At 44.2% G+C, this 15,723-nt stretch carries 12 protein-coding genes and 2 pseudogenes; 1 reads left to right on the forward strand and 13 read right to left on the reverse strand.

The window, feature by feature from the left end; all coding sequences use genetic code 11:
• Positions 1-36: 36 nt before the first annotated feature.
• Both BS333_RS11505 and BS333_RS11510 read right to left on the reverse strand, forming a co-directional pair.
• On the reverse strand, positions 37-2,190 hold the full coding sequence (locus tag BS333_RS11505) for a hypothetical protein (RefSeq protein ID WP_021710326.1): 2,154 nt from the start codon (positions 2,188-2,190) through the stop codon (positions 37-39).
• Positions 2,191-2,219: 29 nt separating this feature from the next.
• Positions 2,220-2,837 (reverse strand): hypothetical protein, encoded by a 618-nt coding sequence (locus tag BS333_RS11510; protein WP_021710325.1) that lies wholly within the window; start codon positions 2,835-2,837, stop codon positions 2,220-2,222.
• A 795-nt stretch (positions 2,838-3,632) separates the two neighbouring features.
• Here BS333_RS11510 and mutS point away from each other — a divergent pair.
• Positions 3,633-6,224: a DNA mismatch repair protein MutS gene (gene mutS, locus BS333_RS11520; protein ID WP_050567990.1), complete on the forward strand. Its 2,592-nt coding sequence runs from the start codon at positions 3,633-3,635 to the stop codon at positions 6,222-6,224.
• A gap of 141 nt (positions 6,225-6,365) precedes the next feature.
• Here mutS and rpoS read toward each other — a convergent pair whose 3' ends face one another.
• The 11 genes and pseudogenes from rpoS to BS333_RS11570 all read right to left on the reverse strand — a co-directional run bounded on the left by rpoS (position 6,366) and on the right by BS333_RS11570 (position 15,590).
• Positions 6,366-7,349 carry an RNA polymerase sigma factor RpoS gene (rpoS, locus tag BS333_RS11525; RefSeq protein WP_101903896.1) on the reverse strand — a complete coding sequence of 328 codons (984 nt, stop codon included), beginning with the start codon at positions 7,347-7,349 and terminating at the stop codon, positions 6,366-6,368.
• A gap of 74 nt (positions 7,350-7,423) precedes the next feature.
• A pseudogene (locus tag BS333_RS22615) lies at positions 7,424-7,903 on the reverse strand (peptidoglycan DD-metalloendopeptidase family protein); the annotation flags it as partial.
• 110 nt (positions 7,904-8,013) lie between these two features.
• Positions 8,014-8,347: pseudogene (locus BS333_RS22620) on the reverse strand (LysM peptidoglycan-binding domain-containing protein); the annotation flags it as partial.
• Between the two features lie 14 nt (positions 8,348-8,361).
• Entirely contained in the window at positions 8,362-8,988 is a 627-nt protein-coding gene (locus BS333_RS11535; RefSeq protein WP_021710320.1) for a protein-L-isoaspartate(D-aspartate) O-methyltransferase, read from the reverse strand.
• Entirely contained in the window at positions 8,988-9,764 is a 777-nt protein-coding gene (surE, locus tag BS333_RS11540) for a 5'/3'-nucleotidase SurE (protein ID WP_021710319.1), read from the reverse strand. The genes BS333_RS11535 and surE overlap by 1 nt, the downstream gene beginning before the upstream one ends.
• Positions 9,764-10,807, reverse strand: coding sequence for a tRNA pseudouridine(13) synthase TruD (gene truD, locus BS333_RS11545; RefSeq protein ID WP_021710318.1), 1,044 nt, complete (start codon positions 10,805-10,807; stop codon positions 9,764-9,766). Before truD ends, surE begins: the two co-directional genes overlap by 1 nt.
• A gap of 42 nt (positions 10,808-10,849) precedes the next feature.
• Positions 10,850-11,326, reverse strand: coding sequence for a 2-C-methyl-D-erythritol 2,4-cyclodiphosphate synthase (gene ispF, locus BS333_RS11550; protein ID WP_021710317.1), 477 nt, complete (start codon positions 11,324-11,326; stop codon positions 10,850-10,852).
• Between the two features lie 13 nt (positions 11,327-11,339).
• Positions 11,340-12,047, reverse strand: a complete 708-nt coding sequence (ispD, locus tag BS333_RS11555) for a 2-C-methyl-D-erythritol 4-phosphate cytidylyltransferase (protein ID WP_021710316.1) — start codon at positions 12,045-12,047, stop codon at positions 11,340-11,342.
• Positions 12,048-12,329, reverse strand: a complete 282-nt coding sequence (gene ftsB / locus BS333_RS11560) for a cell division protein FtsB (protein ID WP_021710315.1) — start codon at positions 12,327-12,329, stop codon at positions 12,048-12,050.
• A gap of 240 nt (positions 12,330-12,569) precedes the next feature.
• The gene (gene eno / locus BS333_RS11565) at positions 12,570-13,871 is read right to left on the reverse strand and encodes a phosphopyruvate hydratase (RefSeq protein ID WP_021710314.1); all 1,302 of its coding nucleotides are present in this window, start codon (positions 13,869-13,871) and stop codon (positions 12,570-12,572) included.
• A 78-nt stretch (positions 13,872-13,949) separates the two neighbouring features.
• Complete coding sequence (locus tag BS333_RS11570) at positions 13,950-15,590, reverse strand: CTP synthase (protein ID WP_033003975.1); 1,641 nt, start codon at positions 15,588-15,590, stop codon at positions 13,950-13,952.
• Between the last annotated feature and the right edge of the window lie 133 nt (positions 15,591-15,723).

Here is a 15,723-nt window from a genome sequence, read left to right on the forward strand (position 1 = left end):
TGTCAGTGCGGGTGTTTGACTCGAGATTGGAGAGAATTAAGATTCAGTCGATGACACGTTGCCAACTGACTGTTGAATTTTCTTTAGAAGCTCTGCCGCTCCGCCTTGTGAGTTCAGTAAGCCAGCCAAAGCAACATTACTTAAATCACTGCTCTTTAATTCAGTGTTTTCAAGAATGTCTTTGATGTCTTGAGGTAGGCTACGACTACCATCAACGTACTCAGAAACCAGTGGGTTGAGTACTTTAGACTCTTCAAACTTCACGTCCATTGTCGCTGAGTCAAGAACTGTGCGACGAATTTGTTCCATACCGTCACCACCAAAGAGTTTAATATCAGCCGCTGCGAGTGCTTGTGCCAACGCTTTCGCACTTTCTGCTGCCACTGCTTTTTGTGCATCAATACGTGCCAAATCAAGCTCTTTTTCTTGTTGCAGTTGCATAACCCACTTGTCATGTTCACGGGTTTGATCGTCATATTGCTGAGCCGCTTCAAAACGAGCTGTCTGGGCTTCTGCTTCAGCCAACCCTTTGGCACGTAATGCTTGAGCTTCGGCTTCACCCGCGCTTTGTAACGTGTAAGCTTCGGCTTCACCCGTTTCTCTGATGGCAAGTGCTCGCTCACGGTCTACTTCAACTTGAGCAAGGCCAGTAGCACTAATATGCTCTTTTTCAGCTTGAGCCATACGCTCTTTTGCTGCCGCTTCACGCTCTTTCAACAGGTATTGCGCTTCAGCTTCTTTCGAAGAGGCTTCAAGTTCCGCTTCAGCATAACGTTGACGAGCCACTTTATCTGCATCCGCTTTCTTGGTCACGACAATATGCGCCGCTTCCGCTTCTCGAGTTTTCACGGCTAATTCATTTTCAGCATCGCGTGTTTTCACTTTAAGCTCAGCATCTTTTTCAATCAGCAAACGTTCAGCTTGTTCTTTTGCCGCCTCTTTTTCTGCTCTTGCTGCAACCAGTAATTCTAGTTGCTTCGCTTCGGCTACGGCTTCTGCTTCAACCATAGAAACGCGTTTTTTACGGTTAACCTGTTCGTTAACACGTAAGTTTTCTGTCTCTTCTTCTTCACGAGCAATCTTACGTTCAATTTCCACACGTTGAGAACGAGTTTCAGCGACAGATTTTAGCGCTTCTTCAACAACGGTTTCTTTTTCCATTTCGCGTTGCGCGACTTCTGAAGAAGTACGAACCTTCTCTGTTTCAACAGCTCGGCTTAACTCTTCACCTTGAATCGCAACTTGACGCTGATTAGCAATACGCGTCATTTCTATTTCCATTTCAACACTTTCACGTTTTTTCGCGACTTCTTCTTCAGTGTCTAATTTGGCAATGGATGCAACTCGCTCGTATTCTTGGCGTTTTTCTTCAGAAAGAGCATGCTCCTGAGCTTCGATAATGTCGACTTCTCTCTTGATACGAGCGATGCTCTCTTTTTCTTGTTTTACCAGTTGTAGACGGTTAGCTTCTGCTTCTACATCTTTCTTTTTAATCGTAGTGCGTTCATCTTGGCGAATCGCATTGGTTTCCGTATTTTTTTGTGCTGTGATTAATGAGATCTTACGGATACCTTCAACATCCAGAATATTATCTGGGTTATGTGCTTCTAGTGAGGTTTGGTCGATCTTATCAATTACCACATCATAAATTTTAAAACCGTCCATTTCACTGCCAATAACTTGCACAACTGCATCACGAAATGCGCGACGGTTGGTCAACAGCTCTTCAAAGTCAAACTGTTTCACCGCCGTTTTCAATGCTTCAGAAAATTTTGGTTGGAAGTGCTCTTTTAGACGTTCAATATTAGAAGCATCAAAAGCCGTAAACAGTTTTGCTACACGAACAATATCATCTTCTTCATGATTAACACCGATATAAAAATCTACTTTTAAATCGGCACGAATGTTATCTCGGCAGTGAAGGCCTTCATATTCTTCACCTTCTTGATCTTTGCTTCCACTACGAACAACTGAAATTTTCTTACGAGTAATATCCATATATTCATAGCGATTGACAATTGGCCAAACAAAAGTACCTGTCAATGATGCACGTGTGCGATCCACACCATTCACAATAAGAGCTTCACCTTCTACTCTCACTTTTTTATAGCGACTGGTCAAAAACACAAGAACCAACAAAAACAAACCGATTCCAGCGAGAATGAATATCAGACTGGGAGAGAAAACCATAACCAACTCCTTAAAGGGCTTCATTTATTTTATATTTTTGCAACAAGGTAATGCTGCGAATCATTAATTTGAGAAACGATAACAACTTCGTCTCCATAGTGTATTTCTTGCTCTCCTTCAGAGAACACATCCAAAAGCACTTCATTGCCATTGTGAATGACAGTGACTTCGCCGCCCGTGTCTGCATTGACAGTACTACTGAGCACTTTTCCCCTTAAGCCAACATAATCAATCGTTGCAAAAGAGTTCTCTTTATTGAAAAAAGGCGCCAAAGGCTTAAGCAGAAACGCTGAGACTAACAGCGCTAAGTAAGCAATGATAGGTAACGAGACCACTCCCGAAACAAGAGCAATTGTCGATGTAAAATTGCTTAGTAAATAAGTATCCAAATAATATTCGAATATAGTAGCCCAAAAGAAACTGACACACAAAGCTATAGGAAGAGGCACTTTCGTTAATATAGGTGGCAAAATGAATACGCCACCATTCATATTATCTAGGTCAACGACGTCTAATTCACCCAATACGCCGTCAAATATATCAAATAGCATGTCAATTAGCATAATGATAAAAAAGACAACAAATGGAATAAAAAATACATTTGTAGGAAATGATATTAAAATGGAAAGGAAATCACTTAAGCTCATACTTTTGTCCAACTATAAATCGCACTATATAAATAATAAGAAATGACAAAGCCACCGCCATGACAGCTTCGTTTGATTGTTATTTTACAAATAAAGATAAAAAGAGACGCGTTATAGAAAACCTAGCGTTCTGATAAAAACTTGCTTTTGATTAGGATACAAAATTAATCATACAAAATAAATTCAAACCGCCTTTCAAAGTGCATTAACTTCACAATATACCCAAGTAAATTCAAGATGCTTTGCTCAGCGAGATAGCCTTAACTCTTAGGCACGGCAACAATTCGAAGATAAAGTGGTTCTATACCCAAGTAACCTCAAGATGCTGCGTTCAGCGAGATGACCTTAACTCTCAGGCGCGGCAACGATTCGAAGATATAGTGGCTCTACATTGAGAATCGTTAACAAAGTCTGAGAGTTAAGGCCGCTCGCCCTTTGGGAGCGTGTCACTGAGCCGACTTCTTGCGTCAGACAACTTGGAAAGAGCCGGCTATTCCGCTTCGTTGTCTTCCTTGAATTCGATTCAGTGACCTCGCTCTGAATCAAGCATCTTGAAGTCACTTGGGTATACATTGAGAATCATTAACAAAGTCTTAGAGTTAAAGCCGCTCGCCCTTTAATTCAAAGCGGCATTGCCTTCAACACAAAACTATCGTTGCTTTCTGGCGGCCTGATTAATATCATTCACCCTACCTTGTATACCCAAGTGACCTTAAGGCGCTTGATTCGGTAACCCGCAACCAAAGTGCGAGGTTGCTTGGGTATACCCTGCTGTAAGGCTTCTTAAGCATAAAAATGAACAACAAGGAAAACCTCGTGACCTCCACTACCTTGACGCAAAAACATACTCCAATGATGCAGCAATATCTCAAGCTTAAGGCTGAGAACCCCGATATTTTGCTGTTCTATCGGATGGGGGATTTTTACGAGCTGTTTTACGATGATGCCAAGCGAGCTTCACAACTGCTGGAAATATCGTTAACTAAACGAGGAGCTTCAGCAGGTGAACCTATTCCAATGGCAGGTGTTCCATTTCATGCAGTAGAAGGTTACCTAGCAAAACTCGTTCAGTTGGGAGAGTCCGTCGCTTTATGTGAACAAATTGGTGACCCAGCCACCAGCAAAGGTCCCGTTGAACGAAAGGTCGTCCGGATTATCACGCCGGGTACAGTCACAGACGAAGCATTACTCTCTGAGCGCATCGATAATTTAATTGCTGCTATCTATCATCACAATGGCAAGTTTGGTTACGCAACCTTAGACATCACTTCTGGACGCTTCCAACTGACCGAACCAGAAACCAGTGAGGCCATGGCGGCAGAACTGCAACGTACCGCACCACGAGAGTTACTGTTCCCTGAGGACTTTGAACCCGTAGATTTGATGTCTAGTCGTAACGGTAATCGTCGTCGCCCGGTATGGGAGTTCGAACTGGATACCGCTAAGCAACAATTGAATCAGCAGTTTGGCACTCGTGACTTGGTTGGCTTTGGCGTCGAACACGCTTCTTTAGGATTATGTGCCGCAGGGTGTTTGATTCAATATGTTAAAGACACGCAGCGTACCGCGCTCCCTCATATACGTTCTCTGACGTTCGATCGCCAAGATCACTCGGTGATTCTCGATGCTGCAACGCGTCGTAATTTAGAAATTACCCAAAACCTTTCGGGCGGCACAGACAATACTTTATCCGATGTTTTAGATCACTGTGCCACACCAATGGGCAGCCGTATGCTGAAACGTTGGTTGCATCAGCCTATGCGCTGTATTGAAACTTTGAACAACCGTTTAGATGCAATCAGTGAAGTAAAAGAGCAAAACCTATTTATCGATCTTCAACCTGTTTTCAAACAAATCGGCGATATTGAACGTATTTTGGCGCGACTCGCGCTTCGTTCTGCTCGACCTCGTGACATGGCACGTCTTCGCCATGCGATGCAACAATTGCCTGAGTTAGCCTCGGTGACCGCTACTTTAAACCACCCATATCTTGTCAAGCTTGCGCAGTATGCCTCTCCAATGGATGAACTATGTGACTTACTAGAACGGGCAATTAAAGAGAATCCACCCGTTGTTATTCGTGATGGAGGTGTGATTGCTGAAGGTTATGATACCGAACTCGATGAGTGGCGTAAGCTGGCCGATGGCGCCACTGAGTATCTTGATAAGTTAGAAGCCGATGAACGTGATCGTCATGGTATCGATACGCTAAAAGTGGGTTATAACAATGTTCACGGATTTTATATTCAAGTTAGCCGTGGTCAAAGCCACCTTGTGCCTCCACATTATATCCGTCGTCAAACGCTCAAAAATGCAGAACGCTATATTATCCCTGAGCTAAAAGAGCATGAAGATAAAGTACTTAACTCGAAATCAAAAGCGCTTGCTCTAGAGAAAAAGCTATGGGAAGGATTGTTTGATCTGTTATTACCACACCTTGAACAGCTGCAAAACCTTGCTTCCGCGATTTCACAGATGGATGTGTTACAAAACCTCGCAGAACGCGCCGACACCCTCGACTATTGCCGCCCTGTTCTAGATAAGCAGGCCGGAATAAAAATTCAAGCGGGTCGTCACCCTGTCGTTGAGCAAGTGACCAGTGACCCGTTTATAGCGAACCCAATCGAGCTGAGTACCACACGAAAAATGCTCATTATTACGGGTCCAAACATGGGTGGTAAGTCAACTTACATGCGTCAAACCGCCTTAATCGCACTGATGGCACACATCGGCTCATACGTTCCTGCCGAGGCTGCTCACATTGGCTCACTTGATCGTATCTTTACTCGTATCGGTGCTTCTGACGATCTGGCATCAGGGCGTTCTACGTTCATGGTTGAAATGACAGAAACAGCCAATATTCTGCATAACGCAACGAAAAATAGCTTAGTCTTAATGGATGAGATCGGCAGAGGAACCAGCACGTATGATGGTTTGTCTCTTGCTTGGGCTAGCGCAGAATGGCTTGCAACAAAAATTGGAGCGATGACGCTTTTCGCAACGCATTACTTTGAATTAACTGAGTTGCCGAATCAACTGCCAAACCTAGCCAATGTTCATTTAGATGCGGTCGAACATGGCGACAGTATCGCCTTCATGCATGCTGTCCAAGAGGGAGCGGCCAGTAAATCCTATGGTTTAGCCGTCGCAGGCCTAGCTGGAGTGCCTAAAGCTGTCATAAAAAATGCTCGTAACAAACTTTCTCAGTTAGAACAACTTGGACAGGGGCAAGACTCTACTAAAGTGAATCGTGTTGATGTTGCGAATCAGTTGAGTCTGATTCCTGAACCGAGTGAGGTAGAACAAGCGCTATCTAATCTGGTTCCAGATGAGTTGACTCCGCGTCAAGCGTTAGAGGAACTCTATCGCTTAAAGAGTATGCTCTAGTAAGCATCGTAAACAACAAAGGCTATGGTTAAACCCATAGCCTTTATACTTTTTGCAGTAGAAGTAAGGTAGTGATTAAATAGCTTTTAACAGCAAGCTATATGACCAATGATTGACTATTTAAGCACTGATTGAATAAAGTTAATCTTCTTCTACGTTAAACAGGTTTTCCATGTTCAAACCTTGCTTAATTAAGATTTCTCTTAGGCGGCGCAGCCCTTCTACCTGAATTTGACGCACTCGCTCACGTGTTAACCCAATTTCTCGACCAACTTCTTCAAGTGTTGATGGTTCATAACCTAGCAAACCAAAACGACGCGCAAGGACCTCTTTTTGCTTTGGATTAAGCTCTTCCAACCAATGGATCAAAGAAGATTTAATATCGTCATCCTGTGTGGAGACTTCAGGATCAGAGTGGTTAGCATCTGGAATGATATCGAGAAGTGCTTTTTCACCATCACCACCAATCGGTGTATCAACGGAACTGATACGCTCATTGAGACGCAACATTTTACTCACATCTTCAACAGGAATATCCAGCTGCGATGCGATTTCTTCAGCGGTTGGCTCGTGGTCAAGCTTCTGAGAAAGTTCACGTGCCGTTCGCAGGTAAATGTTCAGCTCTTTAACGACATGAATAGGTAAACGGATCGTTCGTGTTTGATTCATTAGCGCTCGTTCGATGGTTTGACGAATCCACCACGTCGCATAAGTTGAAAAGCGGAAACCTCTCTCAGGATCAAATTTCTCTACAGCACGGATCAGACCTAGATTACCCTCTTCAATAAGATCAAGAAGGGCCAAACCGCGGTTACTGTATCGGCGTGAAATCTTAACCACTAGACGTAGGTTACTTTCAATCATACGTTTACGAGCCGCTTCGTCTCCACGTAGAGCCCGACGGGCGTAAAGCACTTCTTCTTCTGCGGTAAGTAAAGGAGAGAAACCAATTTCGCCTAGATAAAGCTGGGTAGCATCTAAGCTTTTCGTACTCGCATCGAATTCCTCTCGAGCGTCGGCTTTGGTTTCTGATGATGTCTTATTGACTTCAATGTCAGAACCGTTATCTTGGTCTTTATTATAGTCAAATTCATCCATTTTGGTGACTGTGTTGCTGATACTCATAACGCCTCCCCCTGGCGAGTTAGCAAGACATGACAACTCTATATGTCGCTAAATATGTCGCAAGTAATATTAATTTAAGGCAAATAGCGCTTTGGATTCACCGATTTACCTTGATAGCGAATTTCAAAATGTAACTTAACGGATTTCGTGCCGGAACTGCCCATGGTGGCGATTTTTTGTCCGCTTTTCACACTTTGCCCTTCCGACACCAGCAGTTTATCGTTATGTGCGTATGCGCTTAAATAATTATCGTTATGCTTCACTATAATAAGGTTGCCATAACCTCGTAGCGCATTACCTGAATAAACAACGGTGCCTGCTGCGGTAGATACGATTGGCTGACCACGCTTTCCTGCGATGTCTAAGCCTTTATTTCCCTGTTCACCCGCAGAAAAATTCCTAATTACTCTCCCTTTTGTTGGCCATAACCACTTAGAGACCTTGTCATTTTGCTTAGGTGGTGTTGGCGGTTTCGGTTTAACATTCTGATTACCTTTTGTCCCAACATACTCCTTTGGTTTCGATTGTTCAACCTTCTTGGGTGGTTCTTTTTTAATCTCGTGAGGTTTTACTGTTGTTTCTTTAGGCTTAGAAGGTCTAATCGGTTTAGTGGATGGTGCAGGAACCACGGTTTTCGTAATAGGGGGAACTGGTGGCACCACGGCTGCTAAAACAACAGGTTCCGCTTTATGGCCATATTTCGGGGCAACATATTTTGGCGCCCAAAGTTTGATCTTTTGACCGGGATAAATCGTATAAGGCAGGCTTAAATCATTGTAACGAATAAGGTCATTTACATCTTTATCTGTGACGTACGCTATAAAGTAAAGTGTGTCACCTTTTCTAACTTGGTAGTAACTGCCTTTGTAACTGCCTCTTTCTACCAAGGAGTAATCCTTGTTTAAGCTAGATACAGGGGCAGGAGAACGAGCCGCACAGCCAACCAACCCCGTAGCTAATAAACAGATAATACCCAGACGTTGCAATAACCTAATCACCAAACTTGTTACCCTTAAGCTAAATTACCTGCTACCAATGGAACAAAACGTACCGTCTCAACAATACTCGAGAGATACCCCTCCTCGGTTCGCACTATTTTGATGAGTTGCTGCTGTTGCTCCCCGACGGGTATCACCATTTTGCCTCCCACTTTTAATTGGGTTAGAAGTGCTTGAGGAATCGTTTCTGCCGCTGCCGTAACAATGATTGCATCAAAGGGTCCTTTTGCTTTCCAGCCTAACCAACCATCAGCATGTTTAGTAGACACATTATAAAGGTCCAGCTGTTTGAGGCGACGCTTTGCTTCCCATTGAAGAGATTTTATTCTTTCAACGGAATAGACATGAGCGACCATTTGAGCGAGCACTGCCGTTTGATATCCTGACCCAGTACCAATTTCTAACACTTGACACTCTGCCGTCAACTCCAGTAAAGCGGTCATTTTTGCCACAATATAAGGCTGAGAAATCGTTTGTCCATGCCCTATTGGCAGCGCATTATTATCATAAGCTTGGTGCACCATGGCTTGCGATACAAAATGTTCGCGCGGTAAATGGTAAATCGCATCTAGAACACGCTGATCCTTGATACCATTGGCGATAAGAAATTCGATCAACCTATCTGCATGGGGGTTACTCATCACTTCTCTTCCTTTAACCAACCATCCATTGCACCAAGTGATTCATGAGCCGTGAGATCCACTTGCAGTGGTGTCATTGAAATTCGGCCATTCTCGATCGCATAAAAATCGGTTCCAGCACCAGCATCTTGTTCTTTGCCCGGAGGACCAAGCCAGTAAATATCATGACCTCGTGGGTCTTTCTGCTTAATCATGTTTTCAGCATGGTGACGAGCGCCTAAACGTGTGACTTCGATTGGGCCTAGTTGATCAAGTGGGCGATCTGGCACATTCACATTTAATAAGCGGTTGGTTGGAATAGGGTTAAGTAAGTGCTGCTCTACAAGTTGACGAGCAATTTTCGCGGCAGAAGCAAAGTGTTGAGTACCAACTAGGGAAAATGCGATAGACTGCACCCCTAAAAAATGCCCTTCCATTGCAGCCGCTACCGTACCGGAGTATAAGACATCGTCCCCAAGGTTAGCACCATGGTTGATGCCAGATAGAACAAGGTCAGGCAAAGCATCTTTCATGAGTTCATTCAGGGCAAAATGGACACAATCCGTTGGGGTCCCTTGCACTGAAAATATATTTGGGGCGATCTCGTTCACTCGGAGCGGTTGCTCTAACGTCAAAGAGTTTGAAGCACCAGAACGATTTCTGTCTGGTGCAACAATGATAATTTCAGCAATGCTTCTCAGCTCTTCAGCAAGCGCGTGAATTCCCTGCGCATGAACACCATCATCATTACTGAGCAGTATTCTTAATGGCTTCGCGTTTTGTGAATCCATTTCCATTAATATTCTCTTTCTACCTTTTCTTCTATGACCAACTCACGAACAATTGAAGTCGCAAATGACCCTGCATCCAGTGAGAACGTTAGCGTAATATTTTGGCCATCGATAGACCAAGATAAATTTTTGGGTTTCAATGCAATGTTACGACGCTCATGCCGCATGCGGTTACCACGAATAAGCGCCATCAAATCAGGTTCATCATCTAAAAATGGCTGCTCTAAATTAAGTGCATCCCCTTGAGTGGGCAATGCATTATCACCGGCAAGCGCTGCTGTAATGGCCACTTCGCCTTGAGCAAATTGCGCTTGCAGTTTTGCAATATTGCTTATATCAACTGACTCAAGATCGGTACTTTTCTTGGCAATATCACCCTCGATAAACTTATCAAAGATACCTTGCTCTAAACGAGCTGACACAATACGGTTAAAGATCCACGAGCGAGCGGCTGATAAATACATGCTACGCTTATTTTGATTACGAGTACGAACATTTTCGCGTCCCCATCGACGCGCTTCTTCAAGGTTGTTGCCATCGTTGCCAAAGCGCTGGCTGCCATAGTAATTTGGCACACCAAGATGTTTCACTTGCTGAAGACGTTGCTCAACATCCTCTAAATCAGTCACTTCAGACAAAGTAACAACGAATTCGTTCCCAACTAAGTCGCCTGGGCGCAGCTTTTTATTATGACGAGCCGTTGCTAGAATTTCGATACTTGGGTATTGAGCCAAAAATGCTGAAAAGTCAGGGGTGCCACCTTTTGGTAAGTGAACACTTAACCATTGTTCAGTTACGGCATGACGATCTTTAAGGCCTGCCCAGCTCACGTCTTTCGACTTAACGCCACAAGCTTTTGCTAATTCGTTAGCAACAAAGCTGGTGTTCTCACCCGTCTTACGGATTCGAACCATTAAATGCTCACCTTCACCTGTAAAGGCAAATCCTAAATCTTCGCGTACCTGAAAATGCTCGGGTTGCACTTTGATTTTTGCAGAGGCTACTGGCTTACCTGTCAAGTAAGCCAATGAGGATAAAATATCTGACATGTCTATTTTCCGCTGCTGCCGCTTAGGGAAGCACATTACTTGTTATTGTTTGAACAGAAGTACAACGGCTTCCGTTGCAATGCCTTCTTTACGTCCTGTAAAGCCAAGACGCTCTGTCGTCGTTGCTTTTACATTAATGTTGCTGATGTCGGTTGCTAAATCTTCAGCAATTGCCGCACACATCGCATCAATATAGGGGGCCATCTTTGGTGCCTGTGCAATGATAGTAATATCGGCATTACCTAGGCGATAACCCTGCTCTTGTACTCGGCGATAAACATCTTTGAGTAATTCGCGGCTGTCTGCCCCTTTCCATTTTTCATCCGTATCAGGAAAGTGCTTACCAATATCGCCTGCAGCAATCGCACCGAGTAGCGCATCAGCAAGAGCATGCAGCGCCACGTCGCCGTCAGAATGCGCAATCAAACCTTGCTGGTAAGGGATCGCGACGCCACCGATGATAACTGGGCCTTCACCACCAAATTTATGCACATCAAAGCCATGACCAATTCGAATCATTTTGTATCCTTATTTACTCACTGCACTCAAGACTAAGATAAAATTCAGCTAAAAGCAGATCTTCAGGTTGAGTAATTTTTATATTGCTGGCGCTGCCTTGAACTAACGCCACTTGTTTGCCTGCATATTCCAATGCTGATGCTTCATCGGTGATGGCAATATTGTGGTTCAGGGCATCGTCTAATGCATCTGTCAGGCTCTGGGTTTTGAACATTTGCGGTGTTAAAGCATGCCATAACGACTGTCTATCCACGGTATGCTCGATCTGTTGTTGTGAATTAGAACGTTTCATCGTATCTCGTACAGGCGAAGCAAGTAGCCCTCCCCACGGCTGTGAAAGGCATGACTCGATTAAACGATCAAGATCTGCAGCAAGTAGACAAGGGCGAGCAGCATCATGAACAAGAACCCACTCACTTTCAAAGTGACGACTTATATATTTTAGCCCCGATAAGACAGAGTCTGCTCTTTCTTTGCCGCCAGCAACACGAATAACATCAGGGTGCTGAGCAATCGTCAGTTCAGAAAAATAGGGGTCCCCTTCCGTTACTGCAATCACAACCTTGGAAATTCTTGGGTGTCTAAGGAGCTTCTCTACCGTGTGTTCAAGAATCGTTTTGTCCCCAATCGATAGATATTGCTTAGGTCGGTCTGCCTTCATACGACTGCCCACTCCAGCGGCTGGAACAATGGCAATAAACGACTCGTTCGGCTCTAACATTTAATGCGACTCCTCTCCAACGATTCGGTAAAACGTTTCTTCATCTTTGACTAAACCAAGCTCATGGCGTGCCCGCTCTTCAATCGCATCCAGACCTTGACGTAAATCATCGATTTCAGCAAACATCTCATTGTTACGAGATTGCAATTTGCTGTTTACTTGTTGCTGAGCTTCAATTTCATCTTTTACTGCATAGAAATCTGACACTCCGTTTTTACCAAACCATAGAGTGTATTGAAGCCAAGCAAACAGTAACATGAGGGCTAAAACAAAGATTCGCATATCATTGCTAACATTCTGTACCAGAAGGGAATAGATAAGTTGACATATATAGCATAAATGTACGTTTGCCTCTAGGGGATAAACGTGGCTCTCGGTACATAAGCTAACAAAAGTGCAAAAGATTCAATAACAAAGAATAAATGACAGTGAATATAAACTTATCCTGATAAAAATAAAACGCCCCGCAAGTGCGGGGCGTTAAAATAAGAAATGAATCTAAGCGATCAATTCAACCAAGAATTAAGCTTGACCTTTCACTTCTTTAAGACCGTTGAAAGGAGCACGCTCACCTAGCGCTTCCTCGATACGGATCAGTTGGTTGTACTTAGCAACACGGTCAGAACGGCTCATAGAACCCGTCTTGATTTGACCTGCAGCTGTACCTACCGCTAGATCAGCGATAGTTGCATCTTCAGTTTCGCCAGAACGGTGAGAGATTACTGCTGTGTAACCTGCATCTTTAGCCATCTTGATTGCAGCTAGAGTCTCAGTTAGAGAACCGATTTGGTTGAACTTGATTAAGATAGAGTTAGCTACGCCTTTCTCGATACCTTCAGCAAGGATCTTAGTGTTAGTAACGAATAGGTCGTCACCAACGAGTTGAAGCTTGTTACCTAGTAGTTCTGTTTGGTGCTTGAAGCCAGCCCAATCAGACTCATCTAGACCGTCTTCGATAGAAACGATTGGGAATTGCTCAGCGAGAGCCGCTAGGTAATGGTTGAACTCTTCAGAAGTGAACGTTTTACCTTCACCTTTCATGTTGTAGATGCCCGCTTCTTTGTCGAAGAACTCAGATGCAGCACAGTCCATAGCTAGAGTAACGTCTTTACCTAGCTCGTAACCAGCAACTGCAACCGCTTCTGCGATAACTTCTAGAGCTTCAGCGTTAGATTTAAGGTTAGGAGCGAAACCACCTTCGTCACCCACTGCTGTGCTGTAGCCTTTAGACTTAAGAACTTTAGCTAGGTTGTGGAATACTTCCGCACCGATACGTAGACCTTCTTTAAGAGTCTTAGCACCAACTGGTTGGATCATGAACTCTTGGATGTCAACGTTGTTGTCTGCGTGCTCACCACCGTTGATGATGTTCATCATTGGTAGAGGCATTGAGAATTGACCCGCTGTGCCGTTTAGCTCAGCAATGTGCTCGTATAGAGGCATACCTTTTGCTGCTGCAGCTGCTTTAGCGTTCGCTAGAGAAACAGCTAGGATAGCATTCGCACCGAAGTTTGACTTGTTTTCAGTACCGTCTAGGTCGATCATCACTGCATCGATAGCTGCTTGGTTCTTTGCATCTTTACCGATTAGAGCTTCAGCAATTGAACCGTTTACAGCTTCAACAGCTTTAAGAACACCTTTACCTAGGAAACGTGCTTTGTCACCGTCACGTAGCTCAAGAGCTTCGCGAGAACCAGTAGATGCGCCAGATGGTGCTGCCGCCATACCTACGAAACCGCCTTCTAGGTGTACTTCAGCTTCTACAGTTGGGTTACCACGTGAATCGATGATTTCACGACCTAGAACTTTAACGATCTTAGACATTGATGTTTCCTCTCGTTCAAATATAAATGTCAATTTGAAAGGGCAGTAGCACAGACTTAATCTACCGCCCGTATCCTTTTACTTCTCAAATTCGCCGCGAGCATTTTGACCCGCAGCTTTAACGAAACCTGCAAATAATGGGTGACCATCACGAGGTGTCGAGGTAAATTCTGGGTGGAACTGAGCCGCAACGAACCATGGGTGCGCTGGGTTTTCAATCATTTCCACAAGCTTCTTATCAGAAGACAGACCTGATACTTTCAGACCTGCTTTTTCAATTTTCGGACGAAGCACGTTGTTCACTTCGTAACGATGGCGGTGACGTTCGTGGATTGTCGCACTGCCGTAAAGCTCACGGGCTTTGGTGCCTTTTTCTAAGTGACATAGCTGAGAACCAAGACGCATTGTCCCGCCAAGATCAGATGTTTCAGTACGTTCTTCGACTTTACCTTCACCGTCTACCCATTCGGTAATCAAACCAATAACAGGGTACTTCGTCTCTTTGTTAAATTCGGTTGAATGCGCACCTTCCATACCCGCTACATTACGCGCGTACTCAATGAGAGCGACTTGCATACCTAAACAGATACCTAGGTAAGGGACTTTGTTTTCACGAGCGAACTGTGCCGCGCGAATCTTACCCTCGATGCCACGGTCACCGAAGCCACCAGGTACTAGGATTGCATCTAGACCTTCAAGAACTTCTACGCCTTTTGTCTCGACATCTTGCGAGTCGACGTACTTGATTGTGACATTCAAGCGGTTTTTCAAACCTGCATGTTTAAGCGCTTCATTCACTGATTTGTATGCGTCAGGTAGTTCGATGTATTTACCGACCATACCAATCGTGACATCACCTGTTGGGTTCGCTTCTTCGTAGATAACTTGTTCCCACTCAGAAAGATCCGCTTCTTTAGCTGTGATACCGAAGCGTGAACAGACGAGATCATCAAGACCTTGAGCTTTAATCAATTGAGGGATTTTGTAGATTGAATCTACGTCCTTCATTGAAATAACGGCTTTCTCTTGAACGTTACAGAATAGGGCAATCTTCTTACGCTCATTCGCAGGAATCATGCGATCAGAGCGGCAAACAAGAATGTCTGGCTGAATACCGATAGACAGTAGCTCTTTTACAGAGTGCTGAGTTGGCTTAGTTTTCACTTCACCTGCGGCTGCTAGGTAAGGAACGAGCGTTAGGTGCATAAACATTGCACGTTCACGGCCTAGCTCAACCGCTAGCTGACGGATAGCTTCCATAAACGGTAGAGATTCAATATCACCAACAGTGCCACCCACTTCAACGATAGCGATATCGTGGCCTTCAGAGCCTGCAATTACACGATCTTTGATGGCATTAGTGATGTGCGGGATAACTTGAATCGTTGCACCTAGGTAGTCACCACGACGCTCTTTGCGTAGAACATCAGCGTAAACACGACCAGCAGTGAAATTGTTGCGCTTTGTCATCTTGGTACGGATGAAACGCTCATAGTGACCAAGATCAAGGTCAGTTTCTGCGCCATCTTCTGTAACGAATACTTCACCGTGTTGAGTTGGGCTCATTGTACCCGGGTCAACGTTAATGTATGGGTCAAGTTTCATCATCGTGACTTTAAGGCCACGAGCTTCAAGAATAGCCGCAAGAGATGCAGCTGCAATACCTTTACCTAGAGAGGATACGACCCCGCCAGTAACAAAAATGTAGTTTGTCGTCATGTTTAACCTGAAATTGGTTGAATGAGGGAAATGGATTTCTTCTGGACGGGACATAAATATACCAGAAGCTCCTAACCGCCACAACGTGAAATCTATCACACTGCCATTTTTTATTTTTTGCTTCAAATCAAAG

The sequence above is a fragment of the Vibrio azureus genome (assembly GCF_002849855.1).
In the GTDB taxonomy this organism is placed as follows: domain Bacteria; phylum Pseudomonadota; class Gammaproteobacteria; order Enterobacterales; family Vibrionaceae; genus Vibrio; species Vibrio azureus.